Origin of the sequence: Bartonella sp. AP280QHHD, assembly GCF_042196125.1 — a bacterium.
In the GTDB taxonomy this organism is placed as follows: domain Bacteria; phylum Pseudomonadota; class Alphaproteobacteria; order Rhizobiales; family Rhizobiaceae; genus Bartonella.
This window is the reverse complement of record NZ_JBHIPQ010000013.1, coordinates 20,008-41,536: the sequence shown is the minus strand read 5'-3', so window position 1 is coordinate 41,536 and position 21,529 is coordinate 20,008. Positions and strand designations below refer to the sequence as shown.

Here is a 21,529-nt window from a genome sequence, read left to right as displayed (position 1 = left end):
CAATGGATATTATTTTCTAAACACATAATTATTTAAGACCATTTTTAGTCTTAAATCCCACCAAACAAACGGACAAAATCTTCAGCTTACTGTCTATAAATATTTTTATTATTAAACAACATTATTGTTTATAATATAAGCTGCTAGGTTAAAAAAATAAAAATACTAAATTTCGATTAATTTGACGGATAAATACTCATGAAGCCTTGCAATAACATCACTATTACATCAGAACTCATTGCACAACACGGGCTAAAAGAAGATGAATATCAACGTATCCTAACGTTAATTGGTAGAGAACCAACATTTACTGAACTAGGAATTTTTTCTGCAATGTGGAACGAACATTGTTCCTATAAATCATCTAAAAAATGGCTAAAAACTCTTCCAACAGAAGGAAAATGTGTCATCCAAGGACCTGGTGAAAATGCTGGTGTTGTCGATATTGGCGAAGGACAATGTGTTGTTTTCAAAATGGAAAGCCATAACCACCCTTCTTATATTGAACCTTATCAAGGTGCAGCGACAGGTGTTGGTGGTATTTTACGTGATGTATTTACAATGGGAGCCCGTCCTGTTGCTGCTATGAATGCATTGCGATTTGGTGCTCCTGATCATCCACGAACACGCCATCTTGTTTCTGGTGTTGTTTCTGGAATAGGTGGTTACAGCAATTCTTTTGGCGTTCCAACGGTTGGTGGAGAAGTAAATTTTGATGAGCGTTATAATGGCAATATCCTTGTTAACGCTTTTGTCGCCGGTATTGCAAAGACAAACGCCCTTTTTTATTCTAAAGCGCAAGGTATTGGACTCCCTGTTGTTTATCTTGGTGCAAAAACAGGACGTGATGGTGTCGGTGGAGCAACAATGGCCTCTGCTGAATTTGATGATTCAATCAGTGAAAAACGCCCAACTGTTCAAGTCGGTGATCCTTTTACAGAAAAATGTCTCCTTGAAGCATGTTTAGAGCTCATGGAACTTGGAGCCGTGGTTGCTATTCAAGATATGGGGGCAGCAGGACTCACCTCTTCTGCCGTTGAAATGGGAGCAAAAGGAAATCTGGGGATACAGCTTAATCTTGATACAGTTCCTGTTCGAGAAGAAAACATGACAGCCTATGAAATGATGCTTTCTGAAAGTCAAGAGCGTATGCTCATGGTCCTTAAACCAGAACTAGAAAAGCAAGCAGAAGCAATTTTTCATAAGTGGGGACTACATTTTTCTATCATTGGAAAAACAACCGATGATTTACGTTTTCGTGTATTTCATCAAGGGGAAGAAGTTGTCAATCTTCCCATCAAAGAGCTTGGTGATGAAGCGCCTGTTTATGATCGTCCTTGGAGTGAGCCGGCAAAAAAAACACCCTTGAAAGCAGAAGACGTCAAAAAAGTTGAAAATCTTGGTGATGCGCTTCTGAGCTTATTGAATTCTGCTGATCAAAGTTCTCGGCGATGGGTTTATGAACAATATGATACCCTTATCCAAGGAAATAGCCTTGTTTGTCCAGGAGGTGATGCAGGCGTTATCCGTGTAGGAAACAACAGCAAACGTGCTCTTGCTTTTTCTTCTGATGTAACACCTCGCTATTGTGAAGCAGACCCTTATGAAGGGGGGAAACAAGCTGTCGTAGAATGCTGGCGAAACATTAGTACGACAGGTGCAACACCACTGGCTGCTACAGATAATCTCAATTTTGGTAACCCTGAAAAACCTGAAATTATGGGACAGCTGGTTTTTGCTATTAAAGGTATAGGAGAAGCTTGTAGAATCCTTGATTTTCCTATCGTTTCAGGCAATGTTTCTCTTTACAACGAAACAAATGGGGAAGCCATTCTTCCAACCCCCACAATTGCTGGGGTAGGCCTTCTTAATGATTGGTCTAAAATGGTAACAATAAGTGGTATGCAAAATGGAGATATTCTTGTTTTAGTAGGAAATTGCGGCTCCCATTTAGGACAATCAATCTATGCACGTAACATTTTAAATATTGATGCAGGCCCCCCCCCCCCTGTAGATTTACAACTTGAAAAAAAGCATGGTCAATTTGTTCGAGATGTCATACATCGTGGTTTTATTCACGCCGCCCATGACCTTTCTGACGGAGGATTAGCGATAGCACTTGCTGAAATGGTCATTAAAGCAGGTAAAGGAATCAAAGTAAAATTAAGCAATAAATCACCCCATCATGCAGAACTTTTTGGAGAAGACCAAGGACGTTATCTTTTAGCCGTCAAACCTCACTCTCTTAATAGTCTTAAAGAGCTCGCACAAATAAGTGCAGTTTCTTTAACAGAGCTAGGTCAAGTTGTAGGTGATGCACTTGATATAGATGGGATATTAACACTTTCAGTAGACAAACTCACAAAAGCCTATGAAAACTGGTTTCCACAATTTATGGGTGAAGAGTAAAAATTGTTTTTTCTCTTAAACAGCCTTTATAAAAAATGAACAACATAGGAGAATAATGATGGCAATGAGTGCCCATGCAATTGAAACGCTTATTCGTGAAGGCATTCCTGATGCTACTGTAAGAATTCGTGATCTTGCTGGAGATGGGGAACATTATGCTGCAGAAGTTATTTCTGAAAGTTTTCGTGGTAAAACCCGTGTTCAACAACATAAAATGGTCTATGATGCCCTTAAAGGCAATATGGGAAATGACCTTCACGCCTTAATGTTGCAAACAAATGTCCCAAAATAATCTAAAATTTCTTCTTGCATTCACACATTTAATACGATTAAAAGCAGTATGAATATAAATTACACACTGATAAAAATCTGAAATATCGAGGGATAAAAATGACCACTGTTCATGATTTTATTGACAACGAAATTAAAACAAACGACGTCATTTTATTCATGAAAGGAACACCTGACGCTCCGCAATGCGGGTTTTCAGGACAAGTTGTTCAAATTCTTGATTATTTAGGATTGAATTATAAAGGGATTAATATCTTAACTTCTAACGAATTGCGTCAAGGGATTAAAGATTACTCAAATTGGCCAACAATTCCACAGCTTTATATCAAAGGTGAATTTATCGGAGGCTGTGATATTGTTAAAGAGATGTTTCAAAACAATGAGTTACAGGAACTTTTGAAAGAAAAAAATATTCCATGTAATCAATCATAGGTATCTTTCATTTTATTCAGACTCTTAAAAAGAGCTGTTTTCAGACGAAATTTTTATTTCAAGGATGCCATATGTCATATTCAGTCGATGAACAAACGCATAGAGATGCGATTAGAAACAAAATTGGCTATAAAGAATTTGTTATTCTTATTGCTTCGCTCATGGCTATTAACGCTATAGCTGTTGATATTATGCTGCCAGCTATGCCCGATATTTTAGACGGCTTAAATGTTCTCAATGAAAATGATCAACATTATATCATTTCGAGTTATCTTATTAGCTATGGTATTGCTCAAATATTTTTCGGTCCAATAAGCGATAGGTATGGACGACGTAAACTTATTCTTCTCGGGCTTGCTTTTTATTCATTTACGGCGATTGGCTGTGCCTTTGTAACTGATTTTTCTCTCTTACTTATTTTACGTATCTTGCAAGGAATTGGAGGGGCTGCTATGCGAGTTCTTACAGTTTCCGTCGTACGTGATCTTTACAGTGGTCGAAAAATGGCAGAAGTTATGTCTATTGTTATGATGGTTTTTCTTGTTGCACCAATGGTTGGTCCCGCAACAGGACAGATCATTTTACTGCTTGGACATTGGCAATATATTTTTATTTTCATGGCAATGATTGGTTTAGGACTGATGATTTGGATTCAACTGCGCTTGCCTGAAACTCTTTATGCGCAACGCTCTCTTTCCTTTTCTTCAGTTAAACACAACTTATGGATTGTAACAACCAATCGTACAACACTTTGCTATACACTTGCAACTTCCATTATTTTAGGCTGTATCTTTACCGCCGTTAATACATCACAACAAACATATGAAGGGATCTATAATCTAGGACTTTGGTTCCCTATTGCTTTTGCAGTTGGTGCTGCATTTCAAGCTCTATCATCATTCTTTAACTCTCAACTCGTTGGACGCCTTGGAATGCGGCGTATTGCTCATACTATGCTTTTGCTCTTTTGTGCCACTTCATGCATTTGGTTTATTGGGTCCATCTTAGCAGGTGGTGTTATCCCTTTTCCTTTTTATATGACGTTATATTGTATATTAATGTTTACCTGCGGTGGTATTATGGCCAATTTCAATACACTCGCTCTTGAACCTGTAGGAGAAATAGCTGGAACAGCTTCTTCTGTATCCGGCTTTCTTCAAACATCTATCGGTGCAGGACTTAGCTTTTTTATTGCCCAACAATTTGATGAAACAACCATCCCAAACTCAGCAGGATTTTTCTTTCTGAGTCTCACTGCCATACTTCTCGTCTTATGGGCTGAACGTGGTCATCTTTTTAGACAATATCATAGTAATCCTAACGAATAAATATTACTACGAAAGATTAATAACATCTCTCTTGAACAATAAGAAAATAAACCTATCAGACAAAATAAAACATCTCCAAATAGAACATTCTTGTGTTAAACATTCACATTGTTTGTTTAAAGGTACAGCTCTCGAAATATCAAATCATTTCACGACAGCACCCATAAATGGTATAATGTAAAAAAACAAACATACTATTGTTGCAACAACTCTTGTCTGTGAAACGGTTTATTAAAAAATATTTTTATTCTTTTCTTCAATAGTTTTTATGAAGACGGGCTGGTCTCTCATCTCATGATAGGCAAACAAACAGTTTTGATTGATTTAACCTGAACAAGATCGAAATAAGAGAAAAACTTACGCTTTAGGTCTTTCGTTCAATATAAAAAATAATAAATTATCTTTATAAATTAATATCTTACATAATCATAAAACCATAGGGAATTTTCCCATTTATAAAATACATTTAATTGATAAATTTTCCTGATTTTGGAAATCCTCTTGGAACCAAACGCCCGACGCCCGCACGCATTCCCATCCATTCAATGAGATCATCAGCTTGACGGTTAAAGATTCGTTCAGCTGTATCTTGCCAACTTAAGCCTTCTGATAAATTAAAAGTCTTGGCATCAACAACACCACCTTCTTTATAACGCTGTAAACGAACACCTTTACCGCGATTCATTTCTGGTATTTGTTCAATAGAAAAAATAAGCATTTTACGGTTTTCACCGACTACAGCAACATGATCACCATTTACCGGAACACAAAGCTTTACCTTATCAGGAGCTTTCACATTCATCACTTGCTTTCCTTTTCGTGTATTGGCGATCACTTCTGCAGAAGAAACAATAAAACCATTACCGTGAGATGAAACCAAGAGAAATTTTTCCTCGGCGTGATGCACAAAAGCTGTGAGAACATCGTGCTCATCATCCATATCAACTAAGAGACGAATAGGTTCACCATGTCCCCGCCCTCCAGGTAAATTATTTGCACCAATAGCAAAAAACTTCCCCCCCGTACTGATCAGCACAATCTTGTCGGTCGTAAATGCTGGAAAGGCTAACTTTAAACTGTCTCCTTCTTTAAAAGAAAGTGCTTTATAATCGTTCAAGTGTCCCTTCAAAGCACGCATCCACCCCTTTTCAGAAATAACAATAGTAATCGGTTCTTTTTCGATCATTGCTTGTTGAATATCATCAAGATCATGTCTTGGTGCCTCTTCAAACGTAGTACGTCTTTTCCCCAAGAGTGTTTCAGGCCCAAAAGTGTTTCGAACTTTTTTGATTTCTTCTGAAATTATTTTCCACTGTTTTATAGGAGAAGCTAACAAATTCTGTAGCTTTTCTTTTTCAGCTTTCAAACTTTCAAATTCTTTACGAATTTCAAATTCCTCAAGCTTACGCAAAGAACGCAAGCGCATATTAAGAATAGCTTCAGCTTGATTTTCTGTTAATTCAAACCGATTAATCAGCTTCTTTTTCGGTTCATCCTCTTCACGAATAATCTGAATGACCTCATCGAGATTTAAATAGGCAATAAGATATCCATGAAGAATTTCCAATCGGCTATCAATTTGATCAAGCCGATAATGAGAGCGACGAATAAGCACTTCTTGACGATGTTCAAGCCATTGCTGCAAACTTTCTCGCAAAGAAAGGACATTGGGTATTTTTCCCAAAGACAAAACATTCAGATTAAGGGGAAATCTTACTTCAAAGTCAGTCAATTTAAAAAGAGACTCCATAAGGAGCTCCGGATCAACCGACCGATTTTTAGGAACCAGCACGATTCTGATATCTTCTGCTGATTCATCTTGGATATCCTCAAGCATTGGCAATCGGCGTGCAAGCAATAACTCTGCTGTTTTTTCAATAAGACGTGACTTTTGAATCTGATAGGGAATTTCAGTTACAACAATCACATAAGAACCACGGCTACCAGATTCCTGATGCCAACGTGAACGCAAGCGAAAGAATCCACGCCCAACACGATAGGATTCCTCAATACTTTTTTTAGGTTCAACTAAAATTCCCCCCGTCGGAAAATCAGGACCAAGAACAAATTGATTTAATTCCTCATCATTTACATCGGGATGCGCAATCAAATGGAGTGCTGCATCACAAAGCTCAGCAACATTATGGGGGGGAATAGATGTTGCCATACCAACAGCAATACCAGAAGAACCATTTGCTAAAAGATTAGGGAAAGCTCCTGGTAAAACAACAGGCTCTTCATCTTCCTCATTATAGGTTAAACGAAAATCAATAGCATTCTCATTAATTCCTTCAAGTAACAATGCAGCCACTTCAGTCATACGTGCTTCCGTATAACGCATGGCAGCAGCATTATCACCATCAATATTACCAAAATTGCCTTGCCCATCAACCAACGGATAACGAACAGCAAAACTTTGAGCCAAGCGCACCAAGGCATCATAAATAGACGCATCCCCATGAGGATGAAATTTTCCCATGACATCACCAACAATCCGCGCACATTTCGCATAAGACTGTCCAGGATTTAGTTTGAGAAGACGCATCGCATGAACAATCCGCCGGTGGACCGGCTTCAATCCATCACGTACATCAGGCAATGCACGGTGTGTAATCGTAGAAAGTGCATAAGCCAAATAACGTTCCTGTAAAGCAGAACGTAATTCTATTGGTTCAATATGTTCTTTATCAAAAGGTAAATTCATTTTATCAGACATAGTATTAAAACAACAATTCCCACAATAATAAGAAATTATTTTATAGGATTTATTTAATGAAATCTTCTATGAGTCGACTTTTTTATTAAAAGTCAATTACATAAAAACAAACGCTGCAATTAGAACATGAACAGAAAATTATATCAATTTGAAAAATTTATACATGTCCTTCCCCCCTTGTCTTAAGTAATTTATTGAAAGCTTTGTCAAATTCGACGATAATTTAACTGCCCACAAAGAGTTATTTCATCTTTTCTGAAATGACAAAAGCACCTTTCAAACATCATCTTTTATTATAAAGATAAATTGTATAACAACCCCATTCAGTTTTTCTACGAAAAACCAAAAAATGTTCAAAGCTTATGAAATTTAAACTTTTCAGAGTAAGTCCATAGAATGGAAAACCACATTATTCTCATAAAAACGAAGAGACACAATTCTCTGCTACAACGTTGTAAAAACTTCAATAAAAAATAAATAATATATTGACATATAAAGATAATTAATTTTTTTCAACTAAAATGAGGCTCCCGAATATTATAGAATTCTTTTATTTCTAATTTATTCATGATCAAGCAATTATAATTATTTCCTCACCTATCACAAGGGGAAAAGCCACTATAGAAACAAGGAATAAAAATGCCTCATAAAGAATCAACACAATAGCGTTTTGCCTATCTAAATTTCACAAACAGTACACGCACACACCGTTGACTCTTGAAAGGCATCAAAACTTCACTCTACGTAGAAAAAGATGAAACCAATCCATTATCAACTTTATGAGCTATTTTTGTGAGTAGGAGCCATGCGGATTCCTAAATCACGTAATTGTGTAGGAGAAACATCAGACGGAGCGCTCATTAAAAGATCAAGCGCCTGTTGGTTCATAGGGAATAAAGCAACTTCACGCAAATTTTTAACACCTTGTAACAGCATAATAATGCGGTCAATTCCCGCAGCCATGCCACCATGTGGCGGAGCCCCATAATGGAATGCACGATAAAGACCACCGAAACGATCTTTCACAACTTCCTTAGAAAGTCCTACAAGTTCAAAAACTTTAAGCATCATTTCTGGTAAGTGATTACGAATTCCACCTGATGCAATTTCATAACCATTGCAAACAAGATCATATTGAAAAGCTTTAATAGTAAGAGGATCTTGGCAGGCAAGGGCATTTTCTCCCCCTTGAGGCATGGAAAAAGGATTATGTCCAAAATCAATCTTTTTTTCATCTTCATTCCATTCAAAAAATGGAAAATCAACAATCCACGCCATAGAGAAACTATCTCTATCAAGAAGATCTAATTCTTCCCCTACCCTTGTGCGTGCTGCTCCGGCAAAAGATGAAAACTTTTTTGGATCGCCAGCTACAAAAAAACAGGCATCCCCACTTTCAAGACCAAGCTGTATACGGATTGCTTCAGTCCTCTGTTCACCAATATTTTTGGCGATAGGCCCTGCTCCTTCAAATTTTCCTTCTTCTTCACGCCAGAAAATATAGCCGAGCCCTGGTTGCCCCTCGCCTTGTGCCCATACATTCATACGATCACAAAAAGCACGACTTCCACCCGTTTTAGCTGGAATAGCCCACACTTGTGCATTCTCATCATTCGCTAAAATTTGAGCAAAGACTTTGAAACCAGAATTATAAAAATGCTGAGAAACATCTTCCATAATGATCGGATTACGCAGATCAGGCTTATCAGAACCATATTTTCGCATTGCTTCATCATAAGAAATGCGAGGAAAGCTTTGTGTCACAGTCTTTCCATCTGCAAATTCTTCAAAAATAGAACGCATAATAGGTTCCATAGTTGCTAAAACATCTTCTTGCTCAACAAAACTCATTTCAACATCTAATTGATAAAATTCACCAGGAAGACGGTCGGCCCTTGGATCTTCATCTCTAAAACATGGAGCAATCTGAAAATAACGATCAAAACCTGACATCATCAACAACTGTTTATATTGCTGTGGCGCTTGCGGTAACGCATAAAATTTTCCCTGATGAACACGACTTGGAACCAAAAAATCACGTGCGCCTTCCGGCGATGAAGCTGTCAAAAGTGGCGTCGTAAATTCCGTAAAACCATTATTTTGCATAGCTCGTCTCATAGCCGCAATAATTTCAGTCCGACGCATGATATTTTTGTGCATAGTCTCCCGACGCAAATCAAGAAAACGATATTTTAATCGAATATCTTCTGGATAATCAGGCTCACCAAAAACCGGTAAAGGAAGCTCATCAGATTTTGAAAGAATTTCTACCTCTTGTGCAAAAATTTCAATCTCACCTGTTGGAAGCGTTGCATTAATAACCTCATCAGAACGAGCACATACCTCCCCATCCACACGAATAACCCATTCAGAACGCACTTTTTCAATAACTTTAAAAGCTGGTGAAGCAGGGTCAGCAACAATTTGTGTGATTCCAAAATGATCACGTAAATCCACAAAAAGAATCCCTCCATGATCACGAACACGATGAACCCACCCCGAAAGACGAACTTGTGTTCCTACATCACATCTACGGAGAGCCGCACAATGATGACTGCGATAACGATGCATGTTTTTTGCCTTTGATTATAATATTCACATGCGCTACAAACGCTTTTTAATAACCATTTGTCAAGATATGAGAATAAAAACTCAAAAATAAAGTCAACAAAGGACAAATTTAATTTATCGAATTATAATAAAATGATGAATCTTATTACACAAACAACAGATCTTGAAATTGCACTTAACGCTCTACGTACCTCTGATTTTGTAACAGTCGATACTGAGTTTATCCGCGAAACAACTTTTTGGCCTCAACTGTGTTTAATACAGCTCGCCTCACCAGATGTTACAGTTTTGATTGATCCCATAGCACCAGATATTGATTTACAACCATTTTTTGATCTTATGGTCGATAAAAAAGTTGTAAAAGTTTTTCATGCTGCGCGCCAAGATATTGAAACAATTTATCACCTTGGAGGTGTTATTCCTTCCCCTCTCTTTGATACGCAAATAGCAGGATCCATTTGTGGATTTGGTGATTCTATCTCCTATGATCAAATTGTACAACGCTGTACAGGGCATCATCTTGATAAATCCTCCCGCTTTACAGACTGGAGTTACCGCCCTTTGTCTGAAAAACAACTGCTCTATGCACTTTCCGATGTAACTTACTTAAGAGATGTTTACTTGTTATTGAAAAAAAGGTTAGAGAAAAATCAACGAGCTCACTGGATGGATGATGAAATAACAATCCTTTTAAATCCTAAAACCTATGATATGCCAGAAGATGAAGCATGGAAAAAAGTGAAAGGAAAAATTAAAAAGCCACGTGAACTTGCTGTATTACAAAAGATAGCAGCTTGGCGGGAACGTGAAGCACGAAAATACAATATGCCACGTCGTCATATCATAAAAGATGAATGTCTTATAGAAATAGCAACCCAACAACCAAAAGATGAATCTGCATTAAAACGGTTGCGCAGTCTTAATAAGAACTGGGATAAACTCTCAATTGCTCAATCATTAATCAAAGCTGTCCACGAAGGATTAGAGGTGGATCTTTCTACTTTACCCCCCATTCCTAAACATAATCCACTCAATGATACGACAGCCGCTGTTATCGATCTGCTCAAAGTGTTATTAAAAATTGTTGCAAATGAAAACAGCATTGCCCCTAAAATTATTGCAACATCTAATGATTTAGAAAAAATTGCCAATGGAGGAATAAAGAAAAATATTCCCGCTATGAATGGCTGGCGCTATGAAATATTTGGTAAAAAAGCCGAACAACTGCTAAAGGGCCAGATAGGGTTTTACTTTAACGATGGAAAAATAAGCACAAAACAGCTTTAATTTACATTTTCATTTTGAAAAATCCATTACGCTACTCATTATCTACATCAATTGGTATGCCCTATAGGCCAACGCAAACAGGATAAATAAAGCCTACTTCTGACAAAGTTAAAAAATTAAATAGTAAACTCTTATTAAAATGATAGCTAAATCTTTATCAGGTCAATTAAATAGAAATCCCATTAAAAATAATCTAAAAAAACAGACAGTTCCTTATTTAAAAGTTTTGAAAAAAAAGTTCTGATAATAAAAGCGCATTCATTACAAAAATAGCAGCCTAGAAATAGGAACAAACAAAGATATAATGCCTCACGTCACCATATCGTATTAAAAACTACCAAGATTGCAATCTAACAATCAAAAACGAGCCAGCATAACAACTAAAATACCTAACAAAAGCAATATATTGATTTCTAACGATAATCTAGCGTTATTTATATTGAATTAGACCTCCGAATATCGTAAGATTCTCTCATTCCATCTCAATAAGACTCATAAAGTTTCACATAAGAAATTATATGATAAAGCGCTGTTTTTTATAAATTAAACACCTTTCAAAGGATTCGAAAATCATGGTTAATAAATAGTTGTGATTTATTTCTATTTTTTATAGTGAAAGGATTTTATAATGACTGAAATGATATTCTTTTGACAGACCGTGAAAGTGCAAAACTGTTTCATATGAGTATTTCAACATTCCAGCGTCATGTAACCAATGGATCTCTCCCAAAATCTTTAAAACTTGTTTTTTATCGCGTTGGTTACAATCGTAATCTTATCAAGATAATCGAGCAAGCTAAACAGAAACGTTATAACGACGCAGCATAAAAAGAAAACCTTTTCACGTAAAAATGGACAAAACTTTTCATTTTCACATGAAGCTTATGAAGTGAAAAATCCATCCTGTGATGCAAGTAACAGAATAAAAAATTATGTTTTCTTTTATGAATGCTCAGGCATTACAAATGCTTTGCGTGGTGTCTAGCATGGGCGTTATGGAACAAGTCCTATTGTCCAGCTCATGATGATAGGCTACCTAGTTTATCCCTCGTCAATGGCCCTATTATTAAGACATAAAACACGAATAAATTAGGAAAAAAATCAAAAAATTTCAAAAGCGAGAGGTTGTTTTATTATTTTTGATAACTTCTGTAATCGTCCAAGAGGACGTTCTCCTAATAACCCAGCGTAATTCTTTGGGATCTGCAGGATAATATGATCTGCTTTTTTATGCCACAATAAATGAGGTAAAATTCCTGCAACAGAAGCACTAAAAAGATGAGCAATACGCATAGTTTCGCCAAGAATACGTGCTTTTTCAATTATATTTTGAGTTGCTAATTGAAAAATGGGAAGAGATTCTTTATCAACCAATAAACTCGTATTGCGAAAAAAAACAGCAAGTGCCGCATAAAGGCGCCCTTCATGAGAAATTCCTGGATAAGATCCTAAAGCTATTTGATTTGCTGCTTCATTGCCTCGATAATCTGGATGTATACGCCAACCAATATCCGCAAGAAGACAAGCGGCTTGACGATAACGGCATTCATTTTCGGTTTCTGAAATTCCAAAAACTTCAAAAGCATTCGTCGTAAAATCAATGAGTTCTTCTGCTTGTTTTGGTGAACGTGCCCGTAAAATAGCCATTTCTGTGCATGCTGCAATGAGAGGATCTGAAAGCCGAATCGCCTGCGGCAAACGTGAATAAAGAAAACCTTCACGAACGCCAGCACCAGAAAAGATTATCTTTTCAAACTCCATACACTGAATGAGTTCAATAAGAACTATTGCCCCATAAGATAAAAGTTTTCGACGATTCTGAGAAACCGCTGCAATCCCTCTCATATTATCAATATTGCCACGTGCTACAAGACGTAAAAAGTTCTCCATTTCAACGGCATCAACTTCATAGCCATGCATAACAGGGAGCCGATAGTGTTTCATTGCCATATGGAGTTTTGCCAAATTACGCCATGTCCCCCCTACTGCATAAAAATAACGTGCTATACCTTTACGAGTACGAACAACAGACGATTTATAAAATTGCTCATGTACAATTTTTGTAGCTACAGCACTATCATTATTTGACATATACTGTAGCCTTAAACCACCCAATGGGAGCGTTATCCCTTCACCAACATCAGAATGATCAATATCAATCAGCTCAAGACTTCCACCACCAAGATCCCCAGAAATACCTTTTGGTTGATAAAAAGTAGACACAACTCCATATGCTGAATACATAGCTTCTTCACTTCCTGAAAGAAGATATATTTTATTTTGCAAAATATCTTCAGCATGCTGAATAAATGCTACGCCATTCTGTGCATCTCGTGCTGCTGCTGTTGCTAAAGTATAGACCTCATCTGCCCCAATCTGTCGACAAAGCGTACGAAACCGTTTCAGTGTTTGCAACGCCATTTTCATCGATTTTTCTTCTAAAAATCCTGTTTTCGCCACACCATGACCGAGACCACAAAGAATCTTTTCATTAAATAAAACTGTTGGTGATCGAACAAGCCCCTCATAAATAACCAACCGAACAGAATTTGAGCCAATGTCAATAACAGCAACAGGCTTACGCCCTTTTAACCGACCTTGAGCATCTCTATATGTCATTGGATTTTAGTCTTTATGTATTTCGGCTTGTTGCCGATGCAACGCAACCAAGCGCGAAACAGAAGACTCAAAAGACTCATTTTCCCCCGCAAAACTTGTATTGGCCATAAAATACTCCTGCGCATTAAATAGACTTTCACCTATCTGCGGTGTAATACGTTTTGATGTTCCATCCTTAAGTATATCAAAGCTTTGTTGATTATCAATGATATTAGCTAACATAATCTGTAAAAGAATTTTTTGACGCACTATTTTATTAAAAACCGGAACCAATATTTCAATACGATAGTCCAAATTACGAGGCATCATATCAGCAGAGCCTAAGTAAACGAGTGCATTTTCATTAGGCAAATCTTGACCATTCCCAAAACAAAAAATGCGACTATGTTCAAGAAAACGCCCGACAATTGATTTTACACGAATATTATCCGAAATTCCTAGAATACCAGGACGTAAACAACATATCCCCCGCACAACCAAATCAATTTGCACCCCTGCTTGACTGGCACGATATAAAGCATCAATAATTTCAGGATCAACCAATGCATTAACTTTCATCCAAATAGCAGCAAACCTTCCCTGTTGTGCATGAACAATTTCTCCCTCAATATGCTCTAAGATACGACCACGCAGTGTTAAGGGTGAAAAAGCAATCTTCATTGTTTCATTTGGACGCTCATATTGCGCAATATAATTGAATAATAACGCAACATCATGAGCGATATCATCATCCGTGGAAAAAAAAGAAAGATCGGTATAAGTTTTAGCATTAATGGGATGATAATTTCCTGTTCCAAGATGAACATAAGAGCGAAGACGTTTTCCCTCACGTCTCACAACTAATGACATCTTAGCATGCGTTTTTAATGCAATAAAACCAAAAATAACTTGAACCCCAGCACATTCAAGATCCCTGGCCCAACGAATATTTGCTTCCTCATCAAAACGTGCTTTAAGTTCTACCAAAGCAGTCACAGACTTTCCCTGTTCAGCTGCTTTAATCAAAGCGCCAACAATTGGACTATCATTTGATGTACGATAAAGTGTTTGTTTTATTTCTACAACATCAGGATCGCAAGCAGCTTGACGTAAAAATTGGACAACAACATCAAATGTCTCATAGGGGTGATGAATCACAATATCATTTTCACGAATAGCCGCAAAACAATCCCCTTTATGTTTACGAATACATTCTGGAACACGAGAAATATAAGGAATAAATTTAAGATCATCGCGGGGAATAGAAACAATTTCTGATACCGTATTAAGCGCTAAAAATCCGTCAAGGACATTAATACAATTATCAGGAACAGCGAGACTATTCGCTATAAATTGGCGTAAACTCTCTGGCATTTTTGCGTCAAACTCAACTCGAATAACCTGCCCACGGCGCCGCCTTTTAAGAGCAGTTTCAAAAAAATGAACAAGATCCTCAGCTTCTTCTTCTACTTCAATATCACTATCTCGGATTATTCTAAATATACCAATTTCTTTAACCTCATAGTTAGGAAATACATATTTAATAAAAAGGCAAATAACATCTTCAGATGCAATAAAACGAAAATGATTGCCTTCTTGAGGAAGAAGAATAAAACGCCTTAAAAGCATTGAAATAGATAACAACACTGTGTGTGAATTCTGATCAGTTTCTCCAGACAATTGAAGCCCAATAGAAAGCCCTAAATTAGGAATAAATGGAAAAGGATGAGTAGAATCAACAGGTAAAGGTTTTAAAACAGGAAAAATTGTCTCAAGAAAATATTTTTCAAGCCATGATTTTTCAATTTCTGAAAGATCATCAGAACAAATAATTTCAATATCATTCTTTTTTAATTCATCACGTAAAACATTCAATTCTCGTAGTTGGTGAGCCTGCAGCTTTGAAATCTCAGCTAATACAATATCAAGTTGTTCCTGTGGAGTGTGCCCATCTGCACTGCACGCTGTAACGCGAGCACGAATTTGAGCTGCTAGTCCTGCAACACGAACCATAAAAAACTCATCAAGATTTGCAGCTGAAATAGAAAGAAATTGTAGACGTTCTAATAAAGGATGTTTCGAATTAGCCGCTTCCATCAAAACACGATTATTAAATTGTAGCCATGAAAACTCTCGATTAATAAATCGTACCGGATTTTTCATTGTTATATTCGATATAGAAATTTTATCTACCACCCTCTGTTCCATATATCCTAAATAATTTTCTTTTATATTTTCTAAAATCCTTGACGAAATATCTCACATAACATTTGATAATATGTTATCATCATAATAATATATCAATGCCTAACTTCCCTCATCATTTTTCCATTTAATATTTAAAAGTACTTGGAATTATTGCTATGCGCAAAGCACTAAAAGTAAGACAACTATTCTAATATAGCATAAAAGAAGAGAAATTTGTCTTAAAAAGCATCTTGCATTATTATACGCTTTATTACAAACTCACGCCTATAAAATAGAAGAGCCCAATCATAGCTGATGAGAAAATTTATTCTGGAGTTTGTATGCCATGGCTGATCACAATATTCCTCATTTCCAAAATGACCTTGGATATAAAACAATCGAAATTGGTGTGAAAGAATTTATGTGTGTAGGCGCTACACACCCATTCGATCATCCTCATATCTTTATCGATATGGGAGCAGCAGATGAGAAAATTTGCCCTTACTGCTCAACCCTTTATCGTTATGTTCCCTCGCTATCATACGATCAAACAAACCCAACAGGATGCTTATATCATCCAGAAAAGCTATTATAATTGCGTTTTTTGGCTTTCTTAATAACCCCTCTTTTAATTCTGCTTGTTTAATATGAAATCATTTGTGGAACAATCACCCATCATCGTTGGAGGAGGAATTGCTGGTTTAAGCACTGCTTTAGCACTCGCTCATAAAGGAATTGCAAGCACCATTATCGAAAAGTGTAAGCAACTTGAAACGATAGGCGCTGGTATTCAACTGACACCAAATGCAACATCTATTCTTGCTCGCTGGAAACTTCTTAACAAACTCACTGAAGTCGCGACAATCCCATATTTTCTTGAGTTAAAAGATGGATTATCTTTAAAAATACATCTACGGGCTCATCTTATTAATCTAACAGAAAAATATTGGAAAGCCCCTTATATGACGATTCACCGCGCGGCTTTACAAAAAATTTTATATAATGCAGTGATTGAAAATCCTTTGATCAAATACAAAGCAGGCGAAACGATTGTATCTTCTACCCAATCGGCAACCAACATTAAAATCACGACAATAAAAACAGATACGGCAACAGAACAGCTTTATTCAACGCCCCTCTTGATCGGATGTGATGGCGTTTGGTCAACATTACGGCAACAATCTCCTTTTCATGAAAAAGCAAATTTTAGTGGCTTTATTGCTTGGCGTGCAACAACAACATCTGATAATCTTCCTCAAAACTTTCGTTCTTCATTGCAAAATATGAAGACAATTACGGCTTGGATGGGACCAAAAAATCATCTTGTTGTCTACCCCATTCAATCGTCAGAAAAAATTTTTAATTTTGTCGCCATTACGCATGGAGAAAGTTCAAAAGAAGGATGGGCCCATAAAGGAGATAAAGAAAAACTCAAATCTCTTTTTAAAGATTGGAATTCAAAAATCTTACAAATCTTCGATCATATTGATGAATGGAGTTATTGGCCACTTTTTCAAATGAAACAAAATCGTTTTATCGGTTTAGAGAGACAAGTATTTGTTGGCGATTGCGCACATGCTGCCTTACCTTTTGCAGCACAAGGTGCCGCTATGGCAATCGAAGATGCCGCCACATTAGCAAAAGCACTTTCATTGAAAGATTTTTCATTAACGAAAGCACTTTCGCTTTACGAAACAACACGCACCCCGCGTATTGCAGCAGTAAAAAAACGCGGAGATTTCAATAGATTAGCCTATCACGCAACCGGTCCCATAGCAATTGCACGCAATCTCATGATGAAAATTCGTACACCAGAGAGCATTATGTCAGATCTCAATTGGCTTTACATGTATGATGCGATGAATTCTATAAAAAATAATGATAAAAACTTATAAAATTCTTCCGGCACTTTGAATATTACGAAAGAACGAGATTTTTTTAATTTTATGACACTAAAAAATATCATAATTTACTCTAATAAAAGCAATATTTTTCGAAACCTACAATCCGATTTTAAAAGCTCCATTTTTAGCTCTCCTAAAAGCAAAAACACCACTCAAAATCAGCTCCCATCTTTAATCTTTCTTTAACTCAATTCTACATCAACAACACCCTGAATTAATTTCATAGCATTTGCGACATGTGAATTTACCTTATATCGCTTAGGAAGTGCAATTTCGACTTCTCGCAATCCATCCTCTTGAATTAAAATAAGCCCAACCTCTCCATTCCCCCCAAGATTTAAATTTTGTTCAATTTGTGGAAGCATATCAACTGTTTTTATAAAGAGACGCATCATTTTATGCTGTTGTAATGATTCATTTTCCAAAGACTGAATTGTTTCAATTCGCAAACTAACTCCTTCAGAACGATTTTCTGCGCTCACCGTAATAATAAAAGATTTTCCGGGTTCTAGCATCTCTTCATAATCCGAGAGTGCCTCAGAAAAGAGAACTGCTTCATATTGTCCACTTGTATCAGAAAAATGAATAATTCCCATTTTTTTACCAGATTTTGTTTTGCGCACGTTTTTTGCCACAACAGTTCCAGCAAGCCGTGCAGCCGTTGCTCCCCCTTTAACGGCATTGGCAAAATTACCCCAAGTCTGAATGCGTTTTTTGTTCAGAATAGCTTGATACTCCTCCAAAGGATGCGCAGAAAAGTAAAAACCTATAGCTTGAAATTCTCGATAAAGTTTCTCAGCCGGCAACCAAGGGGTTGTTTGCGATAAAATCAATGGTTCTTTTAATCCGCCTGCCATTCCAAATATATCAACCTGCCCGCTAGAATTGTCATCGAGAATACGAAGTGCACGCGCATGAAGGGTTCCAAGATTGGCTAATAAAACCTCACGTGCAATGTTAAAACAATCAAAAGCACCAGCACAAACTAAACTTTCCATCGCACGCTTATTAACAATACGAGGATCAACACGCGCACAAAAATCTTCCAAATCCTTAAAAATCTTACTCCCACGACAAGAAACAATATGATCTACAACAGTTTCTCCCACACCTTTAATGGCAGCAAGAGAATAATAAATACAATTATCACCAACCTCAAAAACACGATGAGATGTTTGTATAGAAGGTGCAATAACTTCAATACCCAACCTTAATGCTTCACGCCGAAAATCATTGAGCTTATCTGTATTCGTCATGTCATATGTCATTGAAGCAGCTAAAAACTCAACGGGATAGTTTGCTTTCATATAAGCCGTTTGGTAAGAAACAATTGCATAAGCAGCAGCGTGCGATTTATTAAAACCATAATCGGCAAATTTTGCTAAAAGATCAAAGATAATATCAGCTTGATCTTTATCCACGCCACCTGCAACAGCTCCATTGACAAAACGCGTACGCTGTTTTTGCATTTCAGCATGAATTTTTTTCCCCATAGCACGACGTAGTAAATCAGCTTCTCCAAGCGAATAGCCAGCAAGAACCTGAGCAATCTGCATCACCTGTTCTTGATAGACAATAACACCTTGTGTTTCTTTGATCAGATGATCTATCTTAGGATGAATAGAAGCAATTTCCTCTTCCCCATGTTTGCGTGCATTATAGGTTGGAATATTCTCCATTGGACCTGGACGATAAAGTGCAACCAGCGCAATAATATCTTCAATACGGTCTGGCTTCATTCCAATCAACGCCTTGCGCATACCAGAACTTTCCACCTGAAACACGCCAACCGTTTCACCACGTGCCATCATAGCGTAGGTTGCTTCATCATTCAGAGGAATATTTGATAAATCTATTTTAATCCCCTTTCTGGCAACAAAATCGACTGCCATTTTCAAAACAGTAAGCGTTTTTAATCCAAGAAAATCAAATTTTACCAGCCCCGCTTGTTCAACATATTTCATGTTAAATTGTGTAACAGGCATATCAGAACGAGGATCACGATACATCGGGACAAGCTCCCAAAGTGGACGATCTCCGATAACAATCCCAGCAGCATGAGTTGAAGCATGACGATAAAGTCCCTCCAACTGAAGCGCTATATCTAATGCGCGTCCAACAACGGGATCTTTTTTCTTTTCTTCTTCAAATTTAGGTTCATCCTTAATAGCATCTGCTAATTCTACCTGACTTCCTGGGGTGGCAGGAATTAATTTTGTAAGATAATCCACCTGACGATAAGGAACTTCTAAAACACGCCCCACATCACGCAAAACTGCACGTGCCTGTAACTTACCAAAAGTAATAATTTGAGCAACTTGATCACGTCCATATTTTTTTTGAACATATTGAATAACTTCTTCGCGCCGCTCTTGACAAAAGTCGATATCAAAATCTGGCATCGAAACACGATCTGGATTCAGAAAACGTTCAAAGAGAAGAGAAAACCGCAAGGGATCCACATCAGTAATCGTCAATGCATAAGCAACAAGTGAACCAGCACCAGAACCCCGGCCTGGTCCAACGGGAATGTCATGAACCTTTGCCCATTTTATGAAATCTGAAACGATAAGAAAATATCCAGAAAATTGCATACGCGTAATAACTGAAATTTCATAATCAAGCCGCTGTTCATAATCTGCAATCGTATACCCTTCAGCCAACCCTATTGTTTCAAGCCGAATCTTCAAACCATCTTTAGCCTGATTTAATAACTCACTATCTTCTATTTCTAAAGTAGTTTCTGAATTAACAGATTGTTCTATAAAACGAGGCAATATCGGTTTTCGAAGAGGCGAGGCAATATGACAACGCAATGCAATTTCAACACTATTTTCCAAAGCTTCTGGAAGATCAGAAAACAGTGTAACCATTTCATCTTGTGACTTCAAATAATGATCTGGTGTCACACGTTTGCGATCTGGATTAGAGACAATTTGTCCTTCTGAAACAGCCATCAGCGCATCATGCGCTTCATACCCTTCTCTTTGCAGAAAAAAAGCTTCATTCGTTGCTACAAGAGGAATTTCATGCGCATAAGCCAATTCAATAAGATCAGCTTCTACTCTCCGGTCATAAGAGCCATGCCGTTGTAACTCCACATAAAGACGATCAGCAAAAGATTTTTTCAAATAAATTAAGCGCTCAACAGCATGTTCTTTTTTCTCTTCTGCCAAAGAAAGATTAATAGGTCCTCCCTTTCCACCCGTTAAAGCGATTATGCCTTCACTGTGTTCTGACAACCAATCAGCTTTAATATGAGGAGGATCAGTATCACACTTATCAAGATAAGCACGGCTCACAAGACGAACCAAATGAGCATAACCGGTTTCGCTAGCAGCCAAAAGAACAATAGAGCAAAAATCAGAAGGATTACGCCATTTAGCCAAACGTGAATGATCATTTTCATCACAAAAATCAACAGTAAGCTGACAACCAATAATAGGTTGGACCCCATGAGAAAGACAATGCTGTGAAAATTCCAAAGCACCAAATAAATTATTGGTATCGGTAATAGCAACCGCTGGTGCATGATCTAAAATCGTCTGTTGAATAATTTGGGGGATTTTTAAAGCCCCTTCGAGCAAGGAATAAGCTGAATGCACTCTCAAATGAATAAAGCGAGGAAGAGAATTTTTGTTCTCTTGCATTTGCATTTTATTTTTTACCACTCTCACAATTTCCCACTACAAAATAAATGCTAAACAGCACCCCTTATAAAAGAAAAAACTTCTGTTCATCATCAAACTTTAAAGCTATAAATTCATCATCCTACATAGGAGCAATATCCCAATTTTATTAATATT

The 21,529-nt window shown here is 37.2% G+C and carries 12 protein-coding genes and 1 pseudogene; 8 read left to right on the top strand and 5 right to left on the bottom strand.

The features are described from left to right. Positions 1–198 precede the first annotated feature (198 nt). From purL to ACFIMK_RS00530, 4 genes are all read left to right on the top strand, one after another. Positions 199–2,409, top strand: a complete 2,211-nt coding sequence (purL, locus tag ACFIMK_RS00545; protein ID WP_375693499.1) for a phosphoribosylformylglycinamidine synthase subunit PurL — start codon at positions 199–201, stop codon at positions 2,407–2,409. A gap of 58 nt (positions 2,410–2,467) precedes the next feature. Then, positions 2,468–2,701: a BolA/IbaG family iron-sulfur metabolism protein gene (locus tag ACFIMK_RS00540; protein ID WP_375611543.1), complete on the top strand. Its 234-nt coding sequence runs from the start codon at positions 2,468–2,470 to the stop codon at positions 2,699–2,701. Between the two features lie 98 nt (positions 2,702–2,799). Further along, a complete protein-coding gene (gene grxD, locus ACFIMK_RS00535) occupies positions 2,800–3,132 on the top strand; it encodes a Grx4 family monothiol glutaredoxin (protein ID WP_375606638.1) in 333 nt (110 codons plus the stop codon). Between the two features lie 71 nt (positions 3,133–3,203). Next, complete coding sequence (locus ACFIMK_RS00530) at positions 3,204–4,460, top strand: multidrug effflux MFS transporter (protein ID WP_375683060.1); 1,257 nt, start codon at positions 3,204–3,206, stop codon at positions 4,458–4,460. A gap of 466 nt (positions 4,461–4,926) precedes the next feature. Here the strand turns inward: ACFIMK_RS00530 and parC are convergent, their stop codons facing one another. Both parC and aspS read right to left on the bottom strand, forming a co-directional pair. Next, positions 4,927–7,176: a DNA topoisomerase IV subunit A gene (parC, locus tag ACFIMK_RS00525; RefSeq protein WP_375627792.1), complete on the bottom strand. Its 2,250-nt coding sequence runs from the start codon at positions 7,174–7,176 to the stop codon at positions 4,927–4,929. A 777-nt stretch (positions 7,177–7,953) separates the two neighbouring features. After that, on the bottom strand, positions 7,954–9,747 hold the full coding sequence (aspS, locus tag ACFIMK_RS00520; protein WP_375611540.1) for an aspartate--tRNA ligase: 1,794 nt from the start codon (positions 9,745–9,747) through the stop codon (positions 7,954–7,956). Positions 9,748–9,879: 132 nt separating this feature from the next. Here aspS and rnd point away from each other — a divergent pair, with 132 nt between their 5' ends. Both rnd and ACFIMK_RS00510 read left to right on the top strand, forming a co-directional pair. Continuing rightward, positions 9,880–11,034 (top strand): ribonuclease D, encoded by a 1,155-nt coding sequence (gene rnd, locus ACFIMK_RS00515; protein WP_375611539.1) that lies wholly within the window; start codon positions 9,880–9,882, stop codon positions 11,032–11,034. Between the two features lie 642 nt (positions 11,035–11,676). Continuing rightward, positions 11,677–11,862, top strand: a pseudogene (locus ACFIMK_RS00510) (helix-turn-helix transcriptional regulator). Positions 11,863–12,135: 273 nt separating this feature from the next. On the opposite strand, the gene ppx reads toward ACFIMK_RS00510, so the two are convergent. Next, positions 12,136–13,653, bottom strand: coding sequence for an exopolyphosphatase (gene ppx / locus ACFIMK_RS00505; protein WP_375638213.1), 1,518 nt, complete (start codon positions 13,651–13,653; stop codon positions 12,136–12,138). 6 nt (positions 13,654–13,659) lie between these two features. Further along, a complete protein-coding gene (locus ACFIMK_RS00500) occupies positions 13,660–15,840 on the bottom strand; it encodes an RNA degradosome polyphosphate kinase (protein ID WP_375638214.1) in 2,181 nt (726 codons plus the stop codon). Between the two features lie 325 nt (positions 15,841–16,165). Between ACFIMK_RS00500 and ACFIMK_RS00495 the strand changes: the two genes are divergently transcribed. Continuing rightward, complete coding sequence (locus ACFIMK_RS00495) at positions 16,166–16,414, top strand: zinc-finger domain-containing protein (protein WP_375611536.1); 249 nt, start codon at positions 16,166–16,168, stop codon at positions 16,412–16,414. A gap of 52 nt (positions 16,415–16,466) precedes the next feature. Next, on the top strand, positions 16,467–17,714 hold the full coding sequence (locus tag ACFIMK_RS00490; RefSeq protein ID WP_375636833.1) for an FAD-binding protein: 1,248 nt from the start codon (positions 16,467–16,469) through the stop codon (positions 17,712–17,714). A gap of 191 nt (positions 17,715–17,905) precedes the next feature. On the opposite strand, the gene dnaE is transcribed toward ACFIMK_RS00490, so the two are convergent. Further along, complete coding sequence (gene dnaE / locus ACFIMK_RS00485) at positions 17,906–21,373, bottom strand: DNA polymerase III subunit alpha (protein WP_375611586.1); 3,468 nt, start codon at positions 21,371–21,373, stop codon at positions 17,906–17,908. Positions 21,374–21,529 lie beyond the last annotated feature (156 nt).